The organism is Microbacterium atlanticum (genome assembly GCF_015277815.1).
Lineage (GTDB): Bacteria > Actinomycetota > Actinomycetes > Actinomycetales > Microbacteriaceae > Microbacterium > Microbacterium atlanticum.
In genome coordinates, this window is the sequence record NZ_CP063813.1 from 1,706,232 (window position 1) to 1,731,349 (window position 25,118).

Below are 25,118 nucleotides of genomic sequence, written 5' to 3' on the forward strand. Positions count from 1 at the left end.
GACTGGCGCACGGAGGCGCGGCCGGGGCAGGATGAGGGCATGGCTCGACGACGAACCGCGGATGCCGCGATCGACTGCTCCGACCTGTCGATCGCCCGAGCAGGGCGAGGCGGTCCGAATCAGCGGGTCGTCGACGGCGTCACATTCCGTCTGCCGCATGGACGCAGTCTCGCGGTCATGGGCCCGACGGGCTCGGGCAAGTCCTCGCTGGCGGCGGTGCTCGCCGGCGCCGACGAGCCGGGCCTCGCCGTCGTCGGCGGCGAGGCGACCGTGGAGGGCATCCCGGTGCGCCGTCCGGGCCGCGACCACCGGTACCTCACGTACTACGCCGGGTATCTGCCCCAATCGGCTGGTGCACGTCTTCCCGCGCGGCTCACCGTCTCGGACGTGATCGGCGGGCCCATCACCAGCCGGGACCGCCGAGTGAGCTCGCGGGCTCTGGCGGTGCGAGTCGCATCGCTGCTCGACGAGATGATGCTGCCGCTGGGGGCTGCGGCGAAGTACCCGTATGAGCTGAGCGCCGGGATGCGGCAGCGCGTGGCGATGGCGCGCGCACTGGTGCTCCAGCCGCGCGTGCTCATCGCCGACGAGCCGTACGCGAACATGGACGTCGAGGTGCGCACGGCCGCTCGAGACGCGATCCTGCGCCGACAGCGAGAACTCGGCATGGCGGCCCTCGTGGTGACGAACCAGGCCGATGTGGCCGACGAGCTGGACGCGGATGTCCTGGTGCTCCGCGCCGGTCACGCCGTCGCCTACGGCCACGGCATCCGGGATCTGCTGTGGACTCCCAGCGGCGAAGCAGACCGGCGACTCGTCGGCTCATGAGGGCCCCGGTGGTCAAGACCACCGCCGGAGCTTTGCTAAGATGGTCTGGTTGCCCGCGCGAGAGCGCAGGACATTCCTCCATAGCTCAATTGGCAGAGCAATCGGCTGTTAACCGATAGGTTCTTGGTTCGAGTCCAAGTGGGGGAGCGGATCGGCCCCGAGCTCCACCTCGGGGCCTTTCCTCATTCCGCGGTCGAGCCGCTTCCCCCCAGCAGGAGACCGACGGATCAGGCGTCGAGGTCGTCGATGCCGGGCGTCCACGCGCTGCCCGGGCGGCCCCAGCCGCGCTTGCGCGCGATCTTCTGCGCCGTCTTCCAGTCGCCGTCGTCGAGGCGATCGACGTAGAGGACGCCGTCCAGGTGGTCGAACTCGTGCTGCATGATGCGCGCCCGCCACCCGTCGACCTGGATGCGCACGGGCGCGCCCTCGAGATCCGTTCCGGTCACCAGCACCTCATCCGAGCGCCGGAGCGGGAACCGCTCGCCGGGGAACGACAGGCAGCCCTCGGACTCCTCGTCGGGGTCGGGCGCTCCGGGTTCGAGCGGCCGCATCCACAGCTCCGGGTTCACGATCACGCCGCGCCAGGGGGCGCCGTCGTCATCGGCATACGAGTAGGTGTAGATGCGCAGAGGCACGCCGACCTGCGGGGCGGCGAGCCCCACGCCGGGCGCGGCATCCATCGTCTCGAACATGTCGGCGACCAGGGCGCGCACCTCATCGGTGATCGCTTCGACGCGCGACGCAGGGGCGTGCAGGACGGGATCGCCCATGATGCGAATCGGGAGAACAGCCACGCCTTGAGCCTATCGAGCGATGCCTGCGGCTAATGTCGATGTGTGCTGTGGACCGCTGTGGAGCTCGAGGACGTGGGGGACCAGCTGGTCGGCGCCTTCCAGAACCCCGGGCTGCTGTACGGCATCCCGCTCGCGCTGCTCGGTGCGATCTTCATGTCGTTCGGGGCGCAGTACCAGCACCGCGGAGTGACCAAGGTCGAGCGGATGAGCCGGTCCGAGACGGGTCACGGCGGCCTGGGTGCAAGCCACATGCTGAGACTGCTGGCGCGGCCCTCGTGGGTCATCGGCACGGTGATGCTGGGGCTCGCCATCGTCTGCCAGCTCTCCGCCCTGGCTGTCGCGCCGCTCATCGTGGTCCAGCCGCTGGGAGCGATCGCGCTCGTCATCACCACCCTCCTGAATGCGCAGATCAGCGGACACAAGCCGACGCGACGCTCGCTCATCGCCATTGCCGCGTGCGTCGGAGGCATCTTCGTCTTCGTCACGATCGCGGCGCTCTTCGCGACCGAGAAGCCCGTGTCCAACGGGCAGCTGGTCACGATCCTCGTGCTGCTGGCGCTGGTGACGCTCGCGTTCGCCGGGCTGTGGGTGTGGCTGCGCAAGCGCATGGGGGCGCTGTTCTACATCACCGCCGCCGGCGTCATCTACGGCTTCGTCGCGACGCTGGCCAAGGTGGTCATCGAGCGCATCAAGGACAACAACTTCGACTGGCTCACGTTCCTGTGCCTGGCGGCCCTCATCGTGGGGGCGATCGTCGGCGCATACTTCGTGCAGAGCGCCTACGCTTCGGGTCCGCCCGACCTCGTCGTCGCCGGCCTCACCGTGATCGATCCGATCGTGGCGATCCTCATCGGGCTGACGGTCCTGCAGGAGGTCGCCGGGGCGCCGCTGTGGGTCTACATCGCATTCGCGGTGGTGGGTGCCGTCGCCGTGTGGGGCGTCTTCCAGCTCGCCCGCCATCATCCGCAGGTGCTCAGCGACAGCCAGGAGCTGCCGATCCCGCGCGGAAGCGGTGGCACGGCCCCCGATGCCGCGCATCCGTCGACCGCGTCGATCAAGGTCACTGAGGCCGTCGCGAAGGTGTGGCCCGAACCGCCCGTCAAGGATCCGGCCGACGAGCCCGACGCCCGGTGAGACACCGGACCGGGGTGCCAGGCCGGTAGGCTCGTCTGCGCACCTCGGTGCGCGGGGCGGTGGCCAAGCTGGTCAAGGCAGCGGGCTCATAACCCGACGATCGTGGGTTCAAGTCCCACCCGCCCTACCGAACAAGACCGTCGCCGCGGCACACGCGACGGTCTTTCGTTCACCATCCTTACTTTCGGAGGGGATGCCTCTGATGAGCGCCGGGATTTGGCGGTAGCGTCATCGACAGCAACTGTCCCCAGCCCGTCATGGAGGCGAACAATGAAGTTCCTGCAGAGGCTCGGCAGGTCGATCATGCTCCCGGTAGCCGTGCTGCCGGTCGCGGCGATCCTGTCCGGCATCTCCTACTGGATCAGCTCGGCAGCCGGTCCCAACATCGTCTCGACGTTTCTCGGCGCCGCCGGCGGCTCGCTGCTGGACAACATGGCGCTGCTGTTCGCCGTCGGCATCGCGCTCGGCATGGCCGAGAAGTCCGACGGCACCTCCGCCCTGGCCGGCCTGGTGTCCTGGCTCGTGATCACGACGCTGCTCAAGCCCGAGACCGTCGCCCTCTTCACCGGGGTCGACGACGTCAATCAGGTCGATCCCGCATTCCTGCGCGTGCAGAACGTATTCGTCGGCATCGTCTGCGGCCTCATCGGCGCGTACTGCTACAACAAGTTCAAGGACACCCGGCTCCCCGACGCGCTGTCCTTCTTCTCCGGCAAGCGCTCTGTCGCGATCGTGACGGCGGGCGTCTCACTGGTGGTCGCCATCGTGCTGTTCTTCGTCTGGCCCTTCGTCTACGGCGGGCTGGTCGGCTTCGGCGAGTGGATCGTGACGCTGGGGGCGTTCGGCACCGGGATCTACGGCTTCCTCAACCGCCTGCTCATCCCGGTCGGGCTGCACCACGCCTTGAACTCCGTGTTCTGGTTCGACGTCGCCGGGATCAACGACCTCAACAACTTCCTCGCCGGCGAGGGCACCTACGGGGTCACCGGCCAGTACATGACGGGCTTCTTCCCGATCATGATGTTCGGTCTCCCCGGCGCCGCGCTGGCGATGTATCTCACGGCCAGGACGACGCGCAAGAAGCTCGCGTACGGCATCCTGTTCTCGGGTGCCATCGCCTCCTTCTTCGTCGGCGTGACCGAGCCCCTCGAGTTCGCGTTCATGTTCCTCGCGCCGGTGCTGTACCTCACGCACGCGGTCTTCACCGGCATCTCGATGGCCATCAGCCAGATCCTTCCCGTTCGCATGGGCTTCGGGTTCTCGGGCGGATTCATCGACCTCGTCCTCAACTGGATGAACCCGATGGCCCAGAACCCGTGGCTCATCCCGGTCATGGGCGTCTTCTGGTTCTTCATCTACTTCGTGGTGTTCTACTTCTTCATCAAGCGGTTCAACCTCAAGACCCCGGGCCGCGAGGACGACGACATCCTCGGCGAAGGCACCGAGTACGACACGCACACGGCGGACGACAAGTATCTGGTCACGGGGGGTCGGTTCATCGACGCCCTCGGCGGCAAGGACAACATCCTCGAACTCGAGAACTGCGCCACGCGCCTGCGCATGGAGATCGACGACGTCAGCAAGGTCGACGACGCCGCCCTCAAGCGCGCAGGGGCGGCGGGCACCATGAAACCCGGTGGTAAGTCCGTCCAGGTCGTCTACGGCACCAACGTGCAGTTCGTGAAGGACGCCATGGAGGCGATCCTCGCCGGACGCGCCGCGGCCCCGGCCGGTGCGACGGCCGAGCCCGCGCCCGTCACCGCGGGAGGAACCGCGGTGCTGACCGACGCCCCGGCGACGACCACGGTGCGGCTGCGCCAGCCGCTCGAGGGCCGCGTCGTGTCGCTTTCGCAGGTGCCCGACCCGACGTTCTCGCAGGGGGTCATGGGCCCGGGCGTGGCGATCGAGCCGACCGGTGACACCGTGATCGCGCCGGCAGACGGCACGATCGGCGCCACGTTCGACAGCAGCCACGCGGTGGCGCTCGTGCTCGAGGACGGCACCGAGCTGCTCATCCACGTCGGCATCGACACCGTCGACATGAAGGGCGACGGATTCGACACGCTCGTACAGAAGGGCCAGAAGGTCACCGCGGGCACTCCGCTGCTGCGCTTCGACCTCGAGCGCATCCGTGCCGCCGGCCACCCCGCGATCACCCCGGTGATCGTGCTCAACAACGAGAACGCCGCCGTCTCGTTCGAGTGATCCGACGATGGCGGGGACGGATGCCTCGGGCCGAGGCATCCGTCCCCGTCATCACATCGCTTCGCCGATGTAGGAGTACTTGACGAAGACCTCAGGGGCCAGGCCAGCCTCCTCGAGGACGCCCTGCACGGCGCTGAGCATGTAGCTGGAGTCCCAGCCCATGTAGAGCGAGTGCTGATCGTCGAGGCGATCCCACTGGCCGTTCCACGACTGCGCCGTGTAGACGGGACCGCCGCGGCGGGCGCTGTATGACACGACCGCCTCGCGCGCATCGGCCCACAGCCGCTTGAACACGCGGTTGAAGAGGTACTTGACGTCCGAGACCTCCCAATGCTCTCCGCAGTACTCGACGTACGACCACTCGCGGTGCCAGCCGGCCGGCCAGCCGCGGCGGCGCACCGCGTCGAGGATCGGAGTCAGCCCGTCGTCGTCGATCGCCGGGCCGCCCGGACGCCGCCACACCCGTACGAAGCGGTCGGTGAGGCGACGTGAGCGCTCGGCGACGGCCGCGGTTCCCCACGCCGCGACATCGGCGAGGTCGGCCGTGATGCCCACGGCGCTGCGGGCGTACAGCTCCCGCTTCTCGGGGAAGGACCGGTCGAAGGCGGCGATCGCGAGGCCCTCTTCGAGGAGGGTGAGGTTGCCGATGGTCTGCGCGAGCGCGCGGTGGCTGTTCTGCTCGTCCTCGCTGTAGGACGCCCACGTGCGCGCCCCGTCGCCGGTCCACCCGTCGCCAGGGGCGAGGGGGAAGACGTGCTCGAGCTCGAGACCCGCGGGGTCGACGCCGGCGATGCGGCCGAGCGCGTACCGCGCGTGCGGGAGCTCGGTGTACTTGAGCGCCACCGCGATGCGCTCGTCCGAGGGCGTGATGCGCGAGATCGCCGCGACCAGAGTGTCCCAGCCCGCCTCGCGTGCCCGGCACAGCCGGGCGACGAGACGCTGCGTCCCGATGCCGACCACCGATCGGCGCATCAGCAGCGTCTGGATCATCTCGAGCGTCTCGATGAGGCGCTCCCGCGAGAGCTCCCCGGTCTCGTGGTCGCGATACGCGCGCATCGCGAGCGGGTACATGGTCGAGCCGAAGGTGCTGAGGTGACCGAGGTGCCCTGCGATCTCGGCGTCCGGGGCCTCTTGCGGTCGCAGCAGCACCCGGTACACGCGGGCCAGCGCCCGCCACTCGGCGGCGTGCGCGATGAGATCGGCGAACTCCAGGCGCGGGAATTCGTGCCGGAAGGCGTCGTACACGCCGCGGCCGCCCACCACCGCGACCTCTCGTCCGGTTCGCATGACGAGGTACTGGCGCCAGAAGTCGGCGATCGCGTCGCCGGTGTCCGTCTCGATCGGCTGCCAGAACTCGCCCTCGACCTCCCGCTGCTCGGCGTGCGTCAGCCCCATCAGGACGTAGTTGTGGATCAGCTCGTGGTCGCGCAGCGGCTCGCCGGTGGAGTTCAGGCTCTCGAAGATCTGCTGGGCGTTCGCGCCCGCGCCGAGCGTGATCGCGACGTGCTCGAGCTTCTGGAGCCCGCGCCAGATGCGGGGCGCCTCTTCGGCGCGGATCTGGCTGCGGAAGAAGGCGTAGTTGTCGTCGAAGCGCGAATCCCGGTGCTCGCCCGGCGCGAGCGGCAGGTCCAGGACGACGCGCTCGAAGACACCGGCCCACGCGCGGTGGGGCCGCAGCTTGGTGCGGGATGCGTCGTGGGAGTGGACGAGCACGCGCTGCAGCTGATCGGCCAGCTCCGGATCGGTCTCGCGCACCGTGTGGTGGAGCGCGGCGACGAGGAGCATCAGCGTCGTCGTCCGCTGCTGGCCGTCGATCAGCACGAGCTCGGCGCCTTCGCCGTCTCCGCTCGCGGAGGAGAGGATCGAGCCGATGAAGTGCATGTGCCGATCGTCGAGGTCCGCCACCGCCCGGATGTCGGCCAACAGCTGCTCGCATCCGCCGATGTCCCACCGGTACTGGCGCTGGTAGACCGGGACGACGATCGTCCAGTCCGCGGCGGAGAGCCACCCGATCGTGTTGACAGCAGTCGCATCGACGTTCGTGGCAGTGACCATGGCGCCTCCAGTCTATTGGGGCGTCGCTGCCCCACCCGGGGGGCGGTTATTCCCGGCCCGGTCTCGAGGGGCCCGGAGGCCAGCGAGGTAGGCTTGCCTAAGTTGAGCCTGTTAAAACGTGCTGGCTCACTGACCGAAAGGCATGATCCGTCATGGGTTACATCAAGTCCGCCGCTCTCGATGAGACCGGCTTCGTGGTGCTCGACTCCTATAACGAGGAGATCGACCCGCAGGAATGGCTGTCCATCGAGTACGTCGACTGGAAGTCGTCGGGTGACACCCGCTTCGCCCCGCTGGCCTCGGCCAAGGGCGAGATCGAGTGCAACGGCTTCTGGAACCACACGCCGCCGCGCACCGACAAGGACGGCGTCTGGATCCCCGAGCAGACCGAGAAGGCGCCGACCCTGACGCGTCGCGCGCAGGAGCCGGGCGCCAACGTCGGCCGCTGCCGCATCATCGAGCTGCAGCCGAACACGTACGCCGACGCCCTCTACAACCTGCACCAGGACGACAACAACCGCCTCAACCCGGACGGCACCGGCTGGGTGGTGCGCGGGTTCTTCAACCTCACCGACGACAAGAACAGCTACTTCGTGCTGCGCGAGAACCGCACCGACCCGAGCATCGAGTACCGCGTGGCGCTTCCCGCCGGCGCGCAGCTCATCGTCGACACGCAGCGCCTGTGGCACGCCGTCCACCACGACGGCGACGCGCCGCGCTACTGCCTGATCACGTCGTGGGAGTCCGGCCCCGAACTGGACGCCTACATCGCGAAGTACCACGGCAAGCCGACGACCGACCAGTTCGACGTGCCGCAGGACGTCCTCGACGCCGGTCAGGCCGAGCAGGCCCGCCGCGACGCCGCCCGCGCCGCGTACTACGCCGCCAAGGGCAAGGCAGAGGTCCAGGCGATGAGCGAGGCCTGAGCCTCCGCCCGGACCGAGGGGGTGGGGGAATCACACACTTGTGATTCGCCCACCCCCTCGGCGATAATGGCGGGAACAACCGAACAGCACGCCGTGGCACCGTCTCAGGTCGTAGGGGAAGACGCACCTGACGAACGGAGAGATCATGGCGACACACAAAGCGCGTGGGGTGATCTTCATTCACTCTGCGCCACGGGCGTTGTGTCCTCACCTGGAATGGGCGGTCGGGCGGGCCCTCGGGCGTGCCGTCAGCTTCGACTGGGCGGACCAGCCCGTGCTGGCGGGAAGTCGCCGCGCCGAGTTCTACTGGGAGGGCGCCGCCGGGACAGGCTCGGCGCTCGCGACGGCGATCCGCGGGTGGGAGCATCTGCGGTTCGAGGTCACCGAGGATCCCACGCCGCGCAGCGACGGCGGCCGGTGGCTGCACACGCCAGGTCTCGGCATCCACTACGCCCAGACCGACTCCGCGGGCAACGTGGTGATCGGCGAGGACCGCATCCGCTACGCGATGGAGATCGCCGGCGGCGATGCGGCCGAACTCCACCGGGAGCTGCAGATCGCGCTCGGCGCGGCGTGGGACGAGGAGCTCGAGCCGTTCCGCCACGCGAGCGACGACGCACCGGTCGTCTGGCTGCACAAGGTCGGCTGACGGCGGTCGGGCCCGTGCCCGGCATCTCCGAGCGGGTGACACAACTTCACAGACGAGGGCGGTGCGAGGCGCCACTACCGAGGCTCGGAGGCCCCTGATCCCGGGCAGCGGGACCGCGAACCACCGCCTGACACCACAGACGCCCCCGCGTCGACACCTGAGGTGCGGCACGGGGGCGTCTTGGTGCGGGCCGGATGCCTCAGACCGATGCGAACGCCGCGACGGCGTTGTGCCCGCCGAAGCCGAACGAGTTGCTGATCGCGAGCTGCGGGCCGTCGCCGAGCGGGATCGGCGAGCCCGAGATGCGGAAGGGGACCTCGGGGTCCTGCGCGGTGAGGTTGATCGTCGGGGGAGCGACCCGGTCGCGCAGCGCGAGGACCGTGAACATCGCTTCCAGCGCACCGGTGCCGCCCAGGAGGTGGCCGGTGGAGGCCTTGGTGGCCGAGACCGGGATCTCGTCGATCCGCGCGCCGAACACCGACCGCAGGGCGGTGTACTCGTTCGGGTCGCCGACCGGGGTGGACGTCGCGTGCGCGTTGACGTGGGTGACATCGTCGGCCGAGGCATCCGCCATCTCCAGCGCCAGGCGAACGGCACGGGAGGCGCCGAGGCCCTCGGGATCGTTGGCGGTGATGTGGTACGAGTCCGCCGTCACGCCGCCGCCGACGACGGCCGCGTAGATCTGGGCGCCGCGGGCCCGGGCGTGCTCCTCGGTCTCGAGGATGAGCGCGGCCGCACCCTCGCCCATGACGAAGCCGTCGCGGTCGATGCTGCAGGGCCGCGACGCCGTCGCGGGGTCGTCGTTGCGGCGCGACAGGGCCTGCATCGACGAGAACGCCGCGATCGTGACGGGATGGATCACGGATTCGGTTCCGCCGGCGATCACGACGTCCGCGTGTCCCGCGCGGATGTGCTCGATCGCGTTGACGATCGACTCCGTGCTCGACGCGCAGGCGCTGGCCACCGTGCGGGCGTAGGCGCGGGCGTTGAAGTGCAGCGACAGGTTGCCCGCAGCCGCGTTGGGCATGAGCATCGGGACGGTCATCGGCAGGACGCGCCGCGGGCCCTTCTCGCGGAGCGTGTCCCAGCCGTCGAGGAGGGTGTGCAGACCGCCGATGCCGGTGGCGAAATCGACGCCGAGGCGATCGGGGTCGACGTCGGGGCTGCCCGCGTCGGCCCACGCCTCCATCGCCGCGACGAGGGCGAATTGCGACGACGGGTCGAGGCGCTTGGCGACCGGGCGATCCAGCACGGTGTCCGGCCGCACCTTGGCCTCGGCGGCGAAGGTCACCGGCAGCTGGTACTGCTCGACCCAGTCGTACTCGAGGGTGCGTGCGCCGGAGACGCCGTCGAGAAGTGCCGACCAGCTCTCGGGGGCCGTGCCGCCCAGGGGCGACGACGCGCCGATGCCCGTGACGACGATGCGGGGGTTGCTCATGGGAGTCCTCGTGGGTGCGCCGGTGGGGGCCGAAGCCCCCACCGGAAGGGTTTACGCCTGGTTCGACGTGATGTAGCTGACCGCGTCGCCGACGGTCTTGAGGTTCTTGACCTCGTCGTCGGGGATGGTGACGCCGAACTTCTCCTCCGCGTTGACGACGATTGTCATCATCGAGATCGAATCGATGTCGAGGTCGTCGGTGAACGACTTCTCGAGGGCGACCTCGTCGGCCGAGATGCCCGTCTCGTCGGTGATGAGCTCGGCGAGTCCGGCGAGGACCTCGTCACTGGTGAATGCCATGGTTTCTCCTGTTTTCTTGGGGTTGCGAGACCCGACCGGGCCGGGTCTCAGTCTAGAGTCGGGGATTCCGGGCTCACGGAAGCACGACGACCTGCGCGCCGTACACGAGACCGGCACCGAACCCGATCTGCAGCGCGAGACCGCCGCTGAGCTCGGGGTGCTCCTCGAGCAGACGGTGCGTCGCGAGCGGGATGGATGCCGCTGAGGTGTTCCCGGTCGTCTCGATGTCTCGGCCGACCACCACCGAGTCGGGAAGGCCGAGCTGCTTGGCGAACTCGTCGATGATGCGCATGTTCGCCTGGTGGGGGACGAAGGCGGCGAGATCGGATGCCTCCACCCCGGCGGCCTCGAGAGCCTGACGGGCCACCTTCACCATCTCCCACACCGCCCACCGGAACACCGTCGGCCCCTCCTGCCGCAGCGTCGGCCAGGGGGCCGTGCCGTCGCGGAACTCGACGAGGGTGTGGTTCATCCCCACGGCGTCGGCCTTGGAGCCGTCCGAGCCCCACACTGTCGGGCCGATCCCCGGCGTCTCGCTGGGGCCGATCACCACGGCTCCCGCCCCGTCGCCCAACAGGAACGAGATGCTCCGGTCGGTGGGGTCCACGACGTCGCTGAGCTTCTCCGCGCCGATGACCAGGGCGTGGTGAGCGGCACCCGCGCGGATGAGGGCGTCCGCCTGGGCGACGCCGTAGGCGAAGCCCGCGCAGGCGGCGTTGACGTCGTAGGCCGCGGCCGGGTTGGCCCCGACGCGGTCGGCGACGATCGCCGAGACCGACGGGGTCTGCTTCGGGTTCGAGACCGTGGCGACGATGACGGCGTCGATGTCGGAGGCGGCGACGCCCGACCGCGTGATCGCCTCGCGTGCGGCATCCGTCGCCAGGTCGATAGCGTCCGTCTCGGGCACCGCCCGTGTGCGCGTCACGATCCCGGTCCGCTGGCGGATCCACTCGTCACTGGAGTCGATGGGACCGACCAGGTCGTCGTTCGGGACCGCGATCTCGCCGCGGGCGGCACCGTAGGCGTAGATGCGCGTGTGCGCGGCGCCGGTGGGCTGGATGATGCTGGACATGTCGCGTGCTCCGGTCAGGCGGCGGCGGCCACCAGTGCGGCGGCGGCCTCGAGGTCGGCGGGTGTCTTGACGGCCACGGTCGGCACCCCGCGCAGCGCGCGCTTCGCGAGCCCGACGAGCGTGCCCGCGGGGGAGAGCTCGATGATCCCCGACACGCCGCTGTCGGCGAAGGAAGCCATGCAGAGGTCCCAGCGCACCGGGGAAGCGACCTGCTCCACGAGGAGCTCGACGAAAGCCGAGCCCGTCGAGACGACGGAGCCGTCGCGGTTGGTCCACAGCGTGATCCCGGGATCGGACACGTCGTGGTCCGAGGCGGCCCGGCGGAGCGTCTGCACGGCCGGTGCCATGTAGTCGGTGTGGAAGGCGCCGGCGACCTGCAGCGGGATGACCCGCGTGCCGGCGACCGGGTCGGCGGCGAGAGCCTGCAGGGCATCGAGCGCACCGGCGACGACGAGCTGGCCGCCGCCGTTGTAGTTCGCGGGCGACAGTCCCAGCTCGTCGAGGCGGGCGAGCACGGATGCCTCATCGCCGCCGATGACGGCGCTCATGCCCGTCTCGGCGGCCGCAGCCGCCTGCGCCATCGCCCGCCCGCGGATGCCGACGAGGGTCAGCGCGGACTCCTCGGTCAGGACTCCTGCGGCCGCCGCCGCGGCGAACTCGCCGACCGAATGGCCGGCGACCCCGAGGATGCGGTCCCGGTCGGGGAGGGCGTTCCACGAGAGCAGGCTCGCCGCGACGATGAGCGGCTGCGCCACCTGCGTGTCGCGGATGCGTTCGGCGTCCCACTCGGTGCCGGCGGCGACGAGGTCGACCCCCGACCACTCCGAGTACTGCGCGAGGCGGTCCGCCGCGCCGTCCGATTCGAGCCAGGGGGTCAGGAAGCCGGGGGACTGGGAGCCCTGTCCGGGGAAGACCGCGATTGTCACCGTTCCATCCTTCCAAGGATCATCGACGGGGTTCTGGCGAGACCGTCAAAGAATGCTCGCATGCTTTGTGCGTGGTGCACACCCGGACGGTCTGCGGCGTCAGGCGGGACTCCGCCGGGGGGAGGGCGAGCGCCGGCGCGCGGCATCCGTTCCGATGGATCCCAGGATCAGCGCCGTCTGAAGGATGAGCGCCTCCCGCGGGCCCGTCGCATCCCAGCCGATGACCTCCGACACGCGCTTCAGGCGGTAGCGCACGGTGTTCGGGTGCACGAACAGCTCCCGCGCGGTCGCCTCGAGGGAGCGGCCGTTGTCGAGGTACGCCCACAGCGTCGACAGCAGGTCGGCGCTGTGTCCCTGCAGCGGGCGGTAGATGCGTTCCACCAGCGTGAGCTTGGCGAGCGGGTCACCCGCGAGAGCGCGCTCGGGCAGGAGGTCGTCGGCCTCCACCGGACGCGGGGCATGGCGCCACGCCCGCGCCACGGCGAAGCCCGCCAGCGCGGCGCGCGCACTCTGGCTGGCGTCGACGAGCGCGGGGACCGTGGGACCGAGCACGAGGTAGCCGGTGCCGAAACCCGGCTCCAGACGCCGCGCGATCTCGGCGAAGGGAAGGTCGGCGATCGCTTCATCGGCGCGCGAGCCGGGGTCGGCGCGGCCCACGACCAGCACGAGGCGCGAGCCCTGCACGCCGATCAGGACGTCGACGCCCAGCTTGCGGGCGGTGCGACGCAGCTGGTCGACATCGAACTGCGGCGGGGTCGTGCCCACGAGCACCGCCACCTCACCGTGGCCGTGCCACCCGAGCGCGGCGATGCGGCTCGGGAGCTCCTCATCGGCCTCCCCGGTGAGGATCGAGTCCACGACGAGCGCCTCGAGCCGGGCGTCCCACAGACCCCGCGCCTCTGCGGCGCGCGCGTAGACGTCAGCCGCCGCGAACGCGACCTCCCGCGAGTACAGCAGGATCGCCTCACGCAGGTGCTCACCCTTGCCGGCGACCCGCTCCTCCGTCACCTCCACGGTGACGCGGATGAGCTGCAGCGTCTGCTGGAGGCTGACGCTGCGCAGCAGCTCGCGCGGCGCGACGGCGAAGATGTCGGAGGCGATCCACGGCGTGGAGGCCGGATCCTCGTACCACGAGATGAACGAGGTGATGCCCGCCTGCGCCACCAGCCCGACGGCGGAGCGTCGGGCCGGCGGCATCTCGGCGTACCAGGGCAGCGTCTCCTCGAGTCGCTTGATGGTGACGGTGGCCAGATCACCCGAGATGCGTCGCAGCCAGGCGAGCGTCTCGGGCTTGTCCATCAGCTCGGCGGACGTGCCCATTCGCGGATCAGCTCTCGCCGCCCGCGTTCCCGCTCGTCCCGGCCGTCACGTCGTGCAGGCGGTACTTCTGGATCGCCTGCGCGGCAAGGCCTCGGTCGACGGCGCCTTCGGCGGCGAGGGCCTGCAGCGTGCGGACCGCGACCGAGGGACCGTCGATCTTGAAGAACCGGCGTGCTGCGGCGCGGGTGTCGGAGAACCCGAAGCCGTCCGCACCCAGCGTGGCGAAGTTGTGCCGGACCCACGGGCGGATCTGGTCCTGCACCGCGTGCATGTAGTCGCTGACCGCGACGACCGGGCCGGGCGCCCCGGCGAGCTTCTGCGTGATGTACGCCTCGCGCGGCTCCTGGTCGGGGTGCAGGAAGTTGTGCTCGTCGGCCGCGAGACCGTCGCGGCGCAGCTCGCTCCACGACGTGACGGACCAGACGTCCGCCTGCACGCCCCAGTCGTCGCGCAGCAGCTGCTGCGCCTCGAGCGCCCACGGCACACCGACGCCCGACGCCAGGATCTGCGCGCGCGGTCCCTCGCCCTCGGGCGAGGAGATGCGGTGTATGCCGCGCACGATGCCGTCGACATCGACCCCCTCGGGCTCCGCCGGCTGCACGAGCGGCTCGTTGTACACGGTGAGGTAGTACATGACGTTCGGGTCGGGGTGGTCGCCGCCGTACATGCGCTCCAGGCCCGAGCGCACGATGTGGGCGATCTCGTAGCCGTAGGCCGGGTCGTACGAGATCGTGGCGGGGTTCGTCGAAGCCAGCAGCGGCGAGTGGCCGTCCGCGTGCTGAAGTCCCTCTCCGGTCAGGGTCGTGCGGCCGGCGGTCGCGCCGATGATGAAGCCGCGCGCCATCTGGTCGCCCGCCGCCCACTGGGCGTCGCCGGTGCGCTGGAAGCCGAACATCGAGTAGAAGACGTAGACCGGGATCAGCGGTTCGCCGTGCGTCGAGTACGAGGTTCCGGTGGCCGTGAACGCGGCGACGGCGCCCGCCTCGTTGATGCCGACGTGCATGATCTGGCCTTGCGGGCTCTCCTTGTACGCCAGGAGGAGCTCGCGGTCGACAGAGGTGTAGTTCTGCCCGTGCGGGTTGTAGATCTTCGCGGTCGGGAAGTACGCGTCCATGCCGAACGTGCGGGCCTCGTCGGGGATGATCGGCACGATGCGGTGGCCGAAGTCCTTCGAGCGGAGCAGATCCTTCAGCAGGCGCACGAACGCCATCGTGGTGGCGATCTCCTGCGTGCCCGAGCCCTTCTTCGGCAGCGCGTAGGCCTCGTCGCCCGGGAGCTGAAGACCGACGTGGTGCGAGCGGCGCTCCGGCAGGAAGCCCCCGAGCGCACGCCGGCGCTCGAGCATGTACTGGATCGTCTCGTCCTGCCCGCCCGGGTTGAAGTACGGAGGGAGGTACGGGTTCTCGTCGAGCTGCGCGTCCGTGATCGGGATGCGCATCGAGTCGCGGAAGTACTTCAGGTCCTGCAGGGTCATCTTCTTCATCTGGTGCGTCGCGTTGCGACCCTCGAAGTGGTGACCCAGCCCGTATCCCTTGATCGTCTTGGCGAGGATCACCGTCGGCTGGCCCTTGTGCTCGGTCGCTGCCTTGTACGCCGCGTACACCTTGCGGTAGTCCAGGCCGCCGCGGCGGAGCTTGCCCCAGATGTCGTCGTCGGACCAGTCCTTCACCAGCGCCGCCGTGCGCTCGTCGCGCCCGAAGAAGTGCTCGCGGATGAAGGCGCCGTCCTCGGCGCGGTACGTCTGGAAGTCGCCGTCGGGCGTCGTGTTCATCAGGTGCACCAGCGCGCCGTCGACGTCCTTCGACAGCAGCTCGTCCCAGCCCGAGCCCCACACCACCTTGATGACGTTCCAGCCGGCGCCGCGGAAGAAGCTCTCGAGCTCCTGGATGATCTTGCCGTTGCCGCGGACCGGGCCGTCCAGGCGCTGCAGGTTGCAGTTCACCACGAACGTCAGGTTGTCCAGACCCTCGTTGGCCGCGACCTGCAGCTGGCCGCGGCTCTCGACCTCGTCCATCTCGCCGTCGCCCAGGAAGGCCCACACGCGCGAATCGGAGAGGTCCTTGATGCCCCGGTTCGTCAGGTACTTGTTCGTCATCGCCTGGTAGATGGCGTTGATGGGACCGAGGCCCATGGAGACGGTGGGGAACTGCCAGTACTCCGGCATGAGGCGCGGGTGCGGGTAGGACGGGATCCCGTCGGGGAACTTCGACTTCTCCTGGCGGAAGCCGTCGAGCTGGGCTTCGCTGAGGCGTCCCTCGAGGAACGACCGCGCGTAGATGCCGGGCGAGGCGTGCCCCTGGATGAACACCTGGTCGCCGCCGGCAGGGTCATCGAGGCCGCGGAAGAAGTGGTTGAAGCCGACCTCGTAGAGCGAGGCGGAGGATGCGTACGTGGAGATGTGGCCGCCGACGCCGATGCCCGGGCGCTGCGCGCGGTGCACAGTGATCGCGGCATTCCAGCGGATCCACCGGCGATACCGGCGCTCCAGCTCCTCGTCGCCGGGGAACTCGGGCTCGTTGTCGGGGGCGATGGTGTTGATGTAGTCCGTCGTCGGCACCTGCGGCACGTTGAGCTGAAGCTCGTGGGAGGTCTGCAGCAGGCTCAGCATGATCTCCCGGCCACGGCCGTGGCCCTTCGCCTGCACGAGCTGCTGGAGGGACTCCTGCCACTCGGAGGTCTCGTCGGGATCGCTGTCGAGGGGTTCCTGCGAGTACGGATCCTGATCGTTGACAGTCACAGAAGACCTTTCGTCGTCTGGCAGATCGTGCCAGGGAATCGCAACCGGAGCGGCGCCGGCTTTGTCTGCCGTGCACAACGCACCAGCTGCCAGCCTAGCGAGTCCGGGACGTTCGGGTCGCACCTCGTAGACTGGCCGCGAGGGCCTTTAGCTCAGCTGGTAGAGCGCCACGCTTACACCGTGGATGTCGTCGGTTCGATCCCGGCAGGGCCCACTTCCGTGCCGCACGGCGCCCGCCGCCGCACCCTCGCCGTCGTCCGCGGATCAGGTCGCGGCCCGCGGGGTAGGTTGGTGGCGTGAAAGCCACCGCCGCAGACCAGCGCCGCCTCGTCGAGGTGGCCCAGCTCGACGCCCGCATCCGCCAGGCGGAGCACGCCCGCCGCAACCCGCCGCAGGCCGCGCGGGTCCAGGAGCTGCTCGGCCGCCGGCAGGAGCTCTCGGCGGAGCTCACGCAGCGCCTGGGCGCCCGGGATGATCTGCGCACCGAGCTCGCGCGCATCGAGTCCGACGTCGCGGTCGTCGACGCGCGGGCTGCCCGCGACTCCCAGCGACTGGCCTCTTCGAGCAATGCGAAGGAGGCGCAGGGGCTGGAGAGCGAGCTGGCTGCGCTGGCGCGTCGCAAGAGCGACCTGGAGGACGCTGAGCTGTCGGTCATGGAGCGGCTCGAGCTGGCCGATGCCGCCGTCGCCGAGCAGGAGGCGCTCATCGCCGCCACCAACGCCGAAGGTGCAGAGCTCAGCGCCGAGGGGAAGCGCGCCGTCGCTGAGGCGGGCGCCGCCTTCGACGCCGCCACGCGCGACCGGGCGGCGATCGCGGAGCTGCTCCCCGGCGAGCTGATGACGTTCTACGAGCGGGTGGCCGCGCGCAGCTCGGGCGCCGCGCTCCTTCGGCGGCGGACGTGCGAGGGATGCCACATGGTGCTCGCGGGCACCGATCTGCAGGCGCTGCGCCAGGCGCCCGAGGACGAGGTGGTGACGTGCCCCGAGTGCGGCTGCATCTTGGTGCGCGACGACGAATCCGGGCTGTGACCCGGTTGCAGCTGTCCCGGCATGGCGGCCGCTGACGACGCCGCCTGGATCGTCCTCGGACGCACCGGAGACGGCTGCGTCGCGATCCACCTCGACGCGGCCGGTGAGGTGTCCGGCCGGGAGCACGTCTCCGACGTCGACCTGAGCGCGTGGGTCGCGGCGCGGGAGTCCGCGCACTCACCGCGCTGGGTCTGGAACGACACCCCTCAGTGGTATCCCGGACTCCTCGCCGACGGCGTGCGCGTTGCGCGGTGTCACGACCTGCGGCTGTGCCACGCCATCCTGCGCGCATCGGAGCTGGTGACGGCCTCCGCACCGGTCCGCCGGGCACATGCGTGGGCCACCGCACCGCATGCCGACGCCGACGACGGCCCGCCCGCGCTGTTCGAGCTCGACAGCTCCGACCGTCCGACTGGGCCGCCCGGCGACCCGGAGGAAGTGCTCGCGGAGTTCATGCGGCAGCGCGACGCGATCGCGAGCGGCCGAGATCCGGGCCGCCTGCGCCTGCTGACCGCAGCCGAGTCGGCGGGTGCCCTCGTCGCGTGCGAGCTGCGGGCTGCCGGGCTGCCGTGGGACGCCGCGGCGCACGACAGGATCCTCGTGGGCACGCTCGGCGAGCGACCGGCGGCCGGCGGTCGGCCGGCGAAGCTGGAGGAGGCGGCAGCCCGCGTCCGCGCGGCTCTGGGCGACCCGACGGCGAGTCTCGACTCGCACCCGAAGCTGCTGCGCGCACTGCACCGCGCGGGCGTGCTCGTGGAGTCCACGAGCCGGTGGGAGCTCGCCCAGCAGCGGCATCCGGTGATCGAGCCGCTGCTCGAGTACAAGAGGCTCTCGCGGCTGCTCTCGGCGAACGGCTGGGCGTGGCTGGCGGAGTGGGTCCAGGACGGCCGGTTCCGGCCGATGTACGTTCCCGGCGGCGTCGTCACCGGTCGCTGGGCTTCGTCGGGCGGCGGCGCGCTGCAGCTGCCGAGGCAGCTGCGCGAGGCGGTGCGAGCCGATCCCGGCTGGCGCCTGGTCGTGGCGGACGTCGCCCAGCTCGAGCCGCGCGTGCTGGCGGCCATGTCCCGCGACGAGGCGCTGGCGAACGCGGCGCGGGGGCGGGACCTCTACGGCGGGATCGTGGACCGCGGCGCGGTGGGCTCGCGGCAGGAGGCGAAGATCGCCCTGCTGGGGGCGATGTACGGCGCGACGACGGGGGAGTCCGGCCGGCTCGTGCCGCGGCTGCGCCGTGCCTACCCGCGCGCCATGGGGCTGGTCGACGACGCCGCGCGGACCGGCGAGGACGGCGGCGTGGTCTCCACCTGGCTGGGGCGCACCTCGCCGCCGCCGTCTCCCGCCTGGGCGGCCGCCCAGTCGCGGGCGACCGAGGCGGAGGCATCCGCAGCCGACCTGTCCCGCGCCCGGCGCCAGGCGCGGGATCGGGGCCGGTTCACCCGCAACTTCGTCGTTCAGGGCACCGCCGCGGAGTGGGCGCTGGCGTGGCTGGCCGACCTGCGCACCCGCCTCGCTGCGATGGAGCCCGTCGCGGGCGCCGACGCGGCGCCGCGGTCGGGCCCCGCCTTCGCCATACGCCCGCACCTGGCCCTCTTCCTGCACGACGAGGTCATCGTGCACACCCCGGAGGTGCACGCCGAGGCGGCAGCGCAGGCGGTGGCGGATGCCGCGACCGCGGCGGGCCGCCTGCTGTTCGGCGACTTCCCCCTCGACTTCCGCCTGGAGGTCCGCATCGCCGAGACCGCCTCGAAGGACTGACGCGGAGCGCCGTCGCAGGCGGCGGCGATAGACTCTCGGACGCGAATGGGTCGGCTGGACGGTCGCGTCGCGGACGGTTCGCCGTCACGCGCCGAGGAACGTCCGGGCTCCACAGGGCAGGGCGGTGGGTAACACCCACCCGGAGCGATCCGCGAGACAGTGCCACAGAGAGCAGACCGCCCGGCTTCGGCCGGGTAAGGGTGAAAGGGCGGTGTAAGAGACCACCGGGGTCGTGGTGACACGGCCCGCACGGCAAACCTCGCCCGGAGCAAGGCCAGACAGGGGATGACGACGCGGCCCGCCGAGTCCCCGGGTAGGCCGCTGGAGCGGCACGGCAACGTGCCGCCGAGAGAGATGACCGTCCACGGGGCTGCGGCCCCCGGACAGAACCCGGCGTACAGGCCGGCCCATTCGCGCCGACCTCGATCGCCCGTCCGCTGCCGGCGCCGCCCTGGCGTCCGGATGTCAGCCGCGCGCGAGTGCCGCGGCCCCGATGATCCCGGCGTTGTTGCGGTGCACGGCCGGCACGATCGGCGTCTTCAGGTCGAGCAGGTGGAGGAACTTGTCGGCGTGCTTGGACACCCCGCCGCCGACGACGAAGAGGTCGGGGCTGAAGAGGAACTCGATGTGGCTGTAGTACCACTGCAGTCGCTCGGCCCACTGCTCCCACGACAGCTCGTTCCGCTCCATGGCGGAGTACGCGGCGTACGCCTCGGCGTCCTTGCCGTGCTTCGCGCGCTGGACGTGGCCCAGCTCGGAGTTAGGGATGAGCACGCCGTCGTACAGCAGCGCGGACCCGATGCCCGTGCCGAGGGTCGTGAGGATCGTGAGCCCCGGCTGGTCCTTCGCCGCGCCGTAGCGCATCTCCGCGACGCCGGCGACGTCGGCGTCGTTGGCGAAATGGATGTCGCGGCCGAGGCCGTCCTCGAAGAACTTCTCGGCCTCGAAGCCGATCCACTCCGCCGACACGTTGGCAGCCGAGAGGGTGCGCCCACGCTTGACGATCGCGGGGAACGCGACGCCGAGGGCGACGGTCGGATCATCGGCGACGCCCAGCGTCGACAGCACCTGCGTGACCGCCGCCAGGACGTCCGGCGGGTGCGCCCCCTCGGGGGTCGCGACCTTCACGCGGTCACTGACGAGCTCGCCCCGATCAAGGTCCACGATGCCTGCCTTGATACCGGTGCCGCCGATGTCCACGCCGACGGCGCGTGCCGCGTCAGATGCCATGCCGTCAGCCTACCGATGGTGACCCCGCCGATGACGTGACTCGTCAGTAGGATCGTGCTGACGGGGACCGTCTCGCGGAATCGAGGAGCGCACGATGACGAACGGCAGCGAGAAGTACTGGTACAACCTCCGCACCGGCGAGGTCGAGAAGGGCTTCGAGTCGCCCTCGGTCGACCGCGCCGGTCCCTTCGACACCCCTGAGGAGGCGGCCGCTGCTCCGGAGGTGATCAGTCAGCGCTCACGTGCGTGGGCGGAGGAGGAGGCCCGCGAGGACTCCTGGGGCAAAGGCGTGTCGGGGGAGTCCACCGGCGACCAGTAGTCTGGCTTCGACCGCGGTCTTGCCGACGGTCCGGGCACCGGAGAGGACGCGATGGACAAGCAGCGTGACTTCGTTCTGAGGACCATCGAGGAGCGGGGCGTCAAGTTCGTCCGGCTCTGGTTCACCGACGTGATCGGCACTCTGAAGTCCGTCGCCATCGCCCCCGCCGAGGTGGAGGGCGCGTTCAGCGAGGGCCTCGGCTTCGACGGCTCGGCGATCGAGGGCCTGACGCGCTCCTACGAGTCGGACCTGCTCGCCCACCCCGACCCGACGACGTTCCAGACCCTGCCGTGGCGGGGCGAGATCGACCCGACGGCACGCATGTTCTGCGACATCACCACTCCGGACGGCCAGCCGGCGGTGGCAGACCCCCGCCACGTGCTCAAGCGCACGCTCGCGAAGGCGGCGGACGCGGGGTTCACGTTCTACACCCACCCCGAGATCGAGTTCTACCTGCTGAAGTCCTCGGCGTTCGGTGCCGAGGGACCCGAGCCGGTGGACTCGGCCGGCTACTTCGACAACGTCCCCGGCGGCACCGCCCACGACTTCCGGCGGCGCTCCGTGCGCATGCTCGAGGACCTCGGCATCTCGGTGGAGTTCAGCCACCACGAGGGCGGCCCCGGCCAGAACGAGATCGACCTGCGCTACGCCGACGCCCTCACGACGGCCGACAACATCATGACCTTCCGCACGGTCATCAAGGAGGTCGCGATCGAGCAGGGCGTGTACGCGACGTTCATGCCCAAGCCGATGACCGGCAAGCCCGGCAGCGGCATGCACACGCACATGTCGCTCTTCGAGGGAGACGTCAACGCGTTCTACGAAGAGGGCGCGCAGTACCAGCTCTCGAAGGTCGGCCGGCAGTTCATCGCGGGGCTGCTGCGTCACGCGAACGAGATCTCGGCGGTCACCAACCAGTTCGTGAACTCCTACAAGCGACTGTGGGGCGGCGACGAAGCGCCCAGCTTCATCTGCTGGGGCCACAACAACCGCTCGGCGCTGGTACGGGTTCCGCTGTACAAGCCGAACAAGGGGCAGTCCTCGCGCGTGGAGTACCGCGCCCTCGATTCCGCCGCGAACCCGTACCTCGCGTTCGCCCTCATGCTGGCCGCGGGCCTGAAGGGCATCGAGGGGGAGTACGAGCTGCCGGCGGAGGCCGAGGACAACGTCTGGTCGCTGACCGACGCGGAGCGGCGCGCGCTGGGCTATGCGCCTCTTCCGGCGAGCCTGGACCACGCTCTGGAGTACATGGAGGAGTCGGAGCTCGTCGCCGAGACGCTGGGCGAGCAGGTCTTCAACTATGTGCTGCTGAACAAGCGTCGCGAGTGGCAGGAGTACCGGTCGCAGGTGACCCCGTTCGAGCTCAAGAGCAACCTCGAGATGCTCTGAGGCCGGGCAGGCATGTCGGCGAGCGAGCGTCCGGGATCGCTGACTCCGCTCGCGCGACTGGGCTTCAGCCGGCTCACCGAGGCGGAGGCGCTGCTCGAGGAGCTGTCGCAGCTGATCGGCGCGCCGCGGAGCGAGGTGCTCGATGCCGCCGCACACGCGGCAGATCCGGACGAGGCTCTGTTCGGCGTGACGCGGCTGGCCCGCCGGGACCCCGATCCGGTCGCACGCGCGAGGCGGCGTCCGGACGCCTGGCGTGCGCTGTGGGCGCTGCTGGGCGCCTCCAGCGGCTTCGGCGAGTTCTTCCTCCGTCATCCTGCCGAGGTCGATGAGCTCGGCGACGCCGGTGTGCGTCTGCCGACCGGCGATGAGCTGCGCGAGACGATGCTGGCAGCGGTGGGAGCCGTCGACGGATTCGCGGCCGAGGGCGGGGAGGGCGCGTGGGTCGCCCTGCGCGTCCGCTATCGGCGCATGCTGGCGCGCATCGCGGCGTACGACCTGCTCAGTCCCTCGCCGGTCGACGAGATCGCCGGAGTCTCGGCAGGGCTGGCGGATGCCGCGGGCGCGGCGCTCGAGGCGTCCCTCGCCGTCGCGCGCACGCGGGTGTCGGGCGGTGCGGTGGGGGCCGGGCTCTTTCCCCGCGACCAGGTGGCGCGCACGAAGCTCGCGATCATCGGCATGGGAAAGACCGGGGCGCGCGAGCTCAACTACGTCAGCGATGTCGACGTCATCTTCGTCGCGGGCGGCGATGACGCCGCGGTCGATGAGCTGGGGGAGAGTCGCATCGTCGACATCGCGACGCGTCTGGCGGTGCAGACGATGCGCGGGATCAGCGGTGTGGAGATCGAGCCGCCGCTGTGGGAAGTCGACGCGAACCTCCGCCCGGAGGGCAAGCAGGGCGCCCTCGTGCGGACGCTGGACTCGCACCTGGCGTACTACGACCGTTGGGCCAAGAGCTGGGAGTTCCAGGCGCTGCTGAAGGCGCGCCCGATCGCCGGCGACGAGGCGCTCGGGCGCGCCTACACCGAGGCGGTGCAGCCGAAGGTGTGGACCAGCGCGGCGCGCGAGAACTTCGTCGACTCCGTGCAGCGCATGCGGGAGCGGGTCACGGAGCACATTCCCGCCGCTGACGTGCCGTATCAGATCAAGCTCGGACCCGGCGGCATCCGCGACATCGAGTTCACGGTGCAGCTGCTGCAGCTCGTGCACGGGCTCTCGGATGACCGCATCCGCCAGCGGGGCACCCTCGACGCCCTCGCGGCGCTCGTGACCGAGGGGTACATCGGCCGGGCCGAGGCATCCGCGTTCTCGCGTGACTACCGCGTGCTGCGGCTCCTGGAGCACCGCGTGCAGCTTCGTCAGCTGCGACGCACGCATCTCATGCCGCAGCGCCCGGACGACCTGCGCGTCCTTGCCAGGTCCAGCGGCCTCGCCGACGGCGGCGACGGAGTCTGGTCGCTGTGGGAGTCGGTCAAGCGCGAGGTCCGCGACATCCATGTGCGGCTGTTCTACCGCCCGCTCCTGTCGGCGGTGGCAGCGCTGCCCGCCGACGAGCGGGTGCTGTCGACCGAGCAGGCGCACGACCGCCTGGCCGCGATCGGCTTCGCCGATCCGGCCGGCGCCCTGCGCCACATCGCGGCGCTGACCAGCGGCCTGAGCCGGAAGGCCACCATCCAGCGACATCTCATGCCCGTGATGATCCGGTGGTTCGCCGACGGCGCCGACCCGGACTACGGCCTGCTCGCGTTCCGCCGGCTCAGCGAGCGGCTCGGGGACACGCACTGGTTCCTCCGCATGCTGCGGGACTCGTCGGGCGCCGCGGAAAGCCTGTCGCGCGTGCTCTCGGGCTCGCGCTACGTGGGCGAGCTGATCGAGTGGATCCCGGAGTCCGCGGCCTGGCTCGATGACCCCGAGCTGCTGCGGCCCCGCTCCGGCGCGGCCCTCCAGCAGGAGGCACGGGCGATCCAGACGCGTCATGCCACCACGCTCGACGCCATGCGCGCGGTGCGGGCGCTTCGGCGGCGGGAGCAGCTCCGGGTGGCGATGGGCGCGATCCTCGGGACGATGACCATCGAGGAGGTGGCCGCTGCGCTCACGACCATCACCGACGTGACCATCCAGGCGACGCTCCGCGCCGTCCGTCGCGAGGTCGTTCCGCCGGACGACGCGTCACTGGACTTCTCGGTCATCGCGATGGGTCGCTTCGGCGGCGCGGAGCTGGGGTTCGGCTCGGACGCCGACGTCATGTACGTCTACCGCGCGAACGACGTCGACCCGCAGCGCGCGCAGGAGCTCGCGCTGAAGATCGTCGCAGCGCTGCGCACCCATTCCGAGGACCACCGCGTCCCGCTCGAGCTCGACGCCGACCTGCGTCCCGAGGGGCGCAACGGCCCTCTGGCGCGATCCCTCGACGCCTACGCCGAGTACTACCGGCGCTGGGCGCAGCCGTGGGAGGCTCAGGCTCTGCTGCGCGCCCGCGGGGTTGCGGGGAGCGTGAAGCTGATCGCCGACTTCGCCGAGCTCGCCGACCAGGTGCGCTACCCGCAGAGCGTCGACGCCGCTGCGGTGCGTGAGATCAAGCGCATCAAGGCCCGCGTCGAGAGCGAGCGTCTGCCGCAGGGCGTGGATCCCTCGCGGCACCTCAAGCTCGGGCGCGGGTCGCTCAGCGACGTCGAGTGGCTCGTCCAGCTTCTTCAGCTGCAGCACGCCCATGCCGTTCCCGAAATGCGCACGACATCGACGCTGGGCGCGCTGCGTGCCGCCGAGGCGGCGGGGCTGCTTGCCACCAGCGCAGCGGACCGACTCGCCGAGGCATGGCGGCTCGCAAGCCGGCTCCGCTCGGCGAACACCCTCCTGTCAGGGCAGACGAGCGACGTCCTTCCGGTCGACCGCAAGAAGCTCGACGGCATCGGGAGGCTCCTCGAGTACCCGCCGCGCTCGGCCACCCGGGTCGAAGAGGACTACCTCGGCGTCACCCGCCGCGCGCGACGCGTCTTCGAGAAGCTGTTCTACGGCTAGA

The 25,118-nt window shown here is 70.5% G+C and carries 19 protein-coding genes, 3 tRNA genes and 1 other RNA gene; 14 read left to right on the forward strand and 9 right to left on the reverse strand.

What is annotated here, in order from left to right; genetic code table 11:
- The first annotated feature begins 39 nt into the window (after positions 1 to 39).
- Both IR212_RS07670 and IR212_RS07675 read left to right on the forward strand, forming a co-directional pair.
- Positions 40 to 828: an ATP-binding cassette domain-containing protein gene (locus IR212_RS07670; protein WP_194398320.1), complete on the forward strand. Its 789-nt coding sequence runs from the start codon at positions 40 to 42 to the stop codon at positions 826 to 828.
- Positions 829 to 902: 74 nt separating this feature from the next.
- A tRNA-Asn gene (locus IR212_RS07675) sits at positions 903 to 975 on the forward strand.
- Between the two features lie 80 nt (positions 976 to 1,055).
- Here the strand turns inward: IR212_RS07675 and def are convergent.
- Positions 1,056 to 1,622 (reverse strand): peptide deformylase, encoded by a 567-nt coding sequence (gene def, locus IR212_RS07680; protein ID WP_194398321.1) that lies wholly within the window; start codon positions 1,620 to 1,622, stop codon positions 1,056 to 1,058.
- 42 nt (positions 1,623 to 1,664) lie between these two features.
- On the opposite strand from def, the gene IR212_RS07685 reads away from it, so the two are divergent.
- The 3 genes from IR212_RS07685 (at position 1,665) to nagE (ending at position 4,961) form a co-directional block, all read left to right on the forward strand.
- Entirely contained in the window at positions 1,665 to 2,756 is a 1,092-nt protein-coding gene (locus tag IR212_RS07685; protein WP_194398322.1) for a DMT family transporter, read from the forward strand.
- A 53-nt stretch (positions 2,757 to 2,809) separates the two neighbouring features.
- A tRNA-Ile gene (locus IR212_RS07690) sits at positions 2,810 to 2,883 on the forward strand.
- A 143-nt stretch (positions 2,884 to 3,026) separates the two neighbouring features.
- Positions 3,027 to 4,961 carry an N-acetylglucosamine-specific PTS transporter subunit IIBC gene (gene nagE, locus IR212_RS07695; RefSeq protein ID WP_194398323.1) on the forward strand — a complete coding sequence of 645 codons (1,935 nt, stop codon included), beginning with the start codon at positions 3,027 to 3,029 and terminating at the stop codon, positions 4,959 to 4,961.
- 51 nt (positions 4,962 to 5,012) lie between these two features.
- On the opposite strand, the gene IR212_RS07700 is transcribed toward nagE, so the two are convergent.
- Entirely contained in the window at positions 5,013 to 7,016 is a 2,004-nt protein-coding gene (locus tag IR212_RS07700; RefSeq protein ID WP_194398324.1) for a DUF262 domain-containing protein, read from the reverse strand.
- A 152-nt stretch (positions 7,017 to 7,168) separates the two neighbouring features.
- On the opposite strand from IR212_RS07700, the gene IR212_RS07705 reads away from it, so the two are divergent.
- On the forward strand, positions 7,169 to 7,942 hold the full coding sequence (locus IR212_RS07705) for a hypothetical protein (protein WP_194398325.1): 774 nt from the start codon (positions 7,169 to 7,171) through the stop codon (positions 7,940 to 7,942).
- A gap of 145 nt (positions 7,943 to 8,087) precedes the next feature.
- Positions 8,088 to 8,591 carry a DUF3145 domain-containing protein gene (locus IR212_RS07710; RefSeq protein ID WP_194398326.1) on the forward strand — a complete coding sequence of 168 codons (504 nt, stop codon included), beginning with the start codon at positions 8,088 to 8,090 and terminating at the stop codon, positions 8,589 to 8,591.
- A 199-nt stretch (positions 8,592 to 8,790) separates the two neighbouring features.
- Here the strand turns inward: IR212_RS07710 and IR212_RS07715 are convergent, their stop codons facing one another.
- The 6 genes from IR212_RS07715 to aceE all read right to left on the reverse strand — a co-directional run bounded on the left by IR212_RS07715 (position 8,791) and on the right by aceE (position 16,384).
- Positions 8,791 to 10,029 carry a beta-ketoacyl-[acyl-carrier-protein] synthase family protein gene (locus IR212_RS07715; protein ID WP_194398327.1) on the reverse strand — a complete coding sequence of 413 codons (1,239 nt, stop codon included), beginning with the start codon at positions 10,027 to 10,029 and terminating at the stop codon, positions 8,791 to 8,793.
- 51 nt (positions 10,030 to 10,080) lie between these two features.
- A complete protein-coding gene (locus IR212_RS07720; RefSeq protein ID WP_055964675.1) occupies positions 10,081 to 10,329 on the reverse strand; it encodes an acyl carrier protein in 249 nt (82 codons plus the stop codon).
- Positions 10,330 to 10,402: 73 nt separating this feature from the next.
- On the reverse strand, positions 10,403 to 11,401 hold the full coding sequence (locus IR212_RS07725) for a beta-ketoacyl-ACP synthase III (protein ID WP_194398328.1): 999 nt from the start codon (positions 11,399 to 11,401) through the stop codon (positions 10,403 to 10,405).
- A gap of 14 nt (positions 11,402 to 11,415) precedes the next feature.
- Complete coding sequence (locus IR212_RS07730; protein WP_194398329.1) at positions 11,416 to 12,327, reverse strand: ACP S-malonyltransferase; 912 nt, start codon at positions 12,325 to 12,327, stop codon at positions 11,416 to 11,418.
- Between the two features lie 99 nt (positions 12,328 to 12,426).
- Positions 12,427 to 13,647, reverse strand: a complete 1,221-nt coding sequence (locus IR212_RS07735; protein ID WP_228479537.1) for a PucR family transcriptional regulator — start codon at positions 13,645 to 13,647, stop codon at positions 12,427 to 12,429.
- A 7-nt stretch (positions 13,648 to 13,654) separates the two neighbouring features.
- A complete protein-coding gene (gene aceE, locus IR212_RS07740) occupies positions 13,655 to 16,384 on the reverse strand; it encodes a pyruvate dehydrogenase (acetyl-transferring), homodimeric type (protein ID WP_194398330.1) in 2,730 nt (909 codons plus the stop codon).
- Between the two features lie 141 nt (positions 16,385 to 16,525).
- Here aceE and IR212_RS07745 point away from each other — a divergent pair.
- From IR212_RS07745 to rnpB, 4 genes are all read left to right on the forward strand, one after another.
- Positions 16,526 to 16,598: transfer RNA gene (locus IR212_RS07745), tRNA-Val, on the forward strand.
- Positions 16,599 to 16,680: 82 nt separating this feature from the next.
- Positions 16,681 to 17,412, forward strand: coding sequence for a zinc ribbon domain-containing protein (locus IR212_RS07750; protein WP_194398331.1), 732 nt, complete (start codon positions 16,681 to 16,683; stop codon positions 17,410 to 17,412).
- 21 nt (positions 17,413 to 17,433) lie between these two features.
- Entirely contained in the window at positions 17,434 to 19,164 is a 1,731-nt protein-coding gene (locus tag IR212_RS07755; protein ID WP_194398332.1) for a bifunctional 3'-5' exonuclease/DNA polymerase, read from the forward strand.
- A 46-nt stretch (positions 19,165 to 19,210) separates the two neighbouring features.
- Positions 19,211 to 19,578, forward strand: an RNA gene (rnpB, locus tag IR212_RS07760) — RNase P RNA component class A.
- A 51-nt stretch (positions 19,579 to 19,629) separates the two neighbouring features.
- On the opposite strand, the gene ppgK is transcribed toward rnpB, so the two are convergent.
- Positions 19,630 to 20,394 (reverse strand): polyphosphate--glucose phosphotransferase, encoded by a 765-nt coding sequence (gene ppgK, locus IR212_RS07765; protein ID WP_194398333.1) that lies wholly within the window; start codon positions 20,392 to 20,394, stop codon positions 19,630 to 19,632.
- A gap of 94 nt (positions 20,395 to 20,488) precedes the next feature.
- On the opposite strand from ppgK, the gene IR212_RS07770 reads away from it, so the two are divergent.
- From IR212_RS07770 to IR212_RS07780, 3 genes are read left to right on the forward strand one after another with little or no spacing between them, the layout of a single operon-like run.
- Entirely contained in the window at positions 20,489 to 20,713 is a 225-nt protein-coding gene (locus IR212_RS07770; RefSeq protein WP_194398334.1) for an SPOR domain-containing protein, read from the forward strand.
- 51 nt (positions 20,714 to 20,764) lie between these two features.
- On the forward strand, positions 20,765 to 22,102 hold the full coding sequence (gene glnA, locus IR212_RS07775; protein WP_194398335.1) for a type I glutamate--ammonia ligase: 1,338 nt from the start codon (positions 20,765 to 20,767) through the stop codon (positions 22,100 to 22,102).
- A gap of 12 nt (positions 22,103 to 22,114) precedes the next feature.
- Positions 22,115 to 25,117: a bifunctional [glutamine synthetase] adenylyltransferase/[glutamine synthetase]-adenylyl-L-tyrosine phosphorylase gene (locus IR212_RS07780; RefSeq protein WP_194398336.1), complete on the forward strand. Its 3,003-nt coding sequence runs from the start codon at positions 22,115 to 22,117 to the stop codon at positions 25,115 to 25,117.
- Position 25,118 lies beyond the last annotated feature (1 nt).

Excerpts from the sequence above, each read along its gene's own strand:
- IR212_RS07670 (WP_194398320.1), top strand. The coding sequence starts at position 40 with ATGGCTCGACGACGAACCGCGGATGCCGCGATCGACTGCTCCGACCTG.
- nagE (WP_194398323.1), top strand. The coding sequence starts at position 3,027 with ATGAAGTTCCTGCAGAGGCTCGGCAGGTCGATCATGCTCCCGGTAGCC.
- IR212_RS07700 (WP_194398324.1), bottom strand. The coding sequence starts at position 7,016 with ATGGTCACTGCCACGAACGTCGATGCGACTGCTGTCAACACGATCGGG.
- IR212_RS07705 (WP_194398325.1), top strand. The coding sequence starts at position 7,169 with ATGGGTTACATCAAGTCCGCCGCTCTCGATGAGACCGGCTTCGTGGTG.
- IR212_RS07710 (WP_194398326.1), top strand. The coding sequence starts at position 8,088 with ATGGCGACACACAAAGCGCGTGGGGTGATCTTCATTCACTCTGCGCCA.
- IR212_RS07715 (WP_194398327.1), bottom strand. The coding sequence starts at position 10,029 with ATGAGCAACCCCCGCATCGTCGTCACGGGCATCGGCGCGTCGTCGCCC.
- IR212_RS07720 (WP_055964675.1), bottom strand. The coding sequence starts at position 10,329 with ATGGCATTCACCAGTGACGAGGTCCTCGCCGGACTCGCCGAGCTCATC.
- IR212_RS07725 (WP_194398328.1), bottom strand. The coding sequence starts at position 11,401 with ATGTCCAGCATCATCCAGCCCACCGGCGCCGCGCACACGCGCATCTAC.
- IR212_RS07735 (WP_228479537.1), bottom strand. The coding sequence starts at position 13,647 with ATGGGCACGTCCGCCGAGCTGATGGACAAGCCCGAGACGCTCGCCTGG.
- IR212_RS07755 (WP_194398332.1), top strand. The coding sequence starts at position 17,434 with ATGGCGGCCGCTGACGACGCCGCCTGGATCGTCCTCGGACGCACCGGA.
- ppgK (WP_194398333.1), bottom strand. The coding sequence starts at position 20,394 with ATGGCATCTGACGCGGCACGCGCCGTCGGCGTGGACATCGGCGGCACC.
- IR212_RS07770 (WP_194398334.1), top strand. The coding sequence starts at position 20,489 with ATGACGAACGGCAGCGAGAAGTACTGGTACAACCTCCGCACCGGCGAG.
- glnA (WP_194398335.1), top strand. The coding sequence starts at position 20,765 with ATGGACAAGCAGCGTGACTTCGTTCTGAGGACCATCGAGGAGCGGGGC.
- IR212_RS07780 (WP_194398336.1), top strand. The coding sequence starts at position 22,115 with ATGTCGGCGAGCGAGCGTCCGGGATCGCTGACTCCGCTCGCGCGACTG.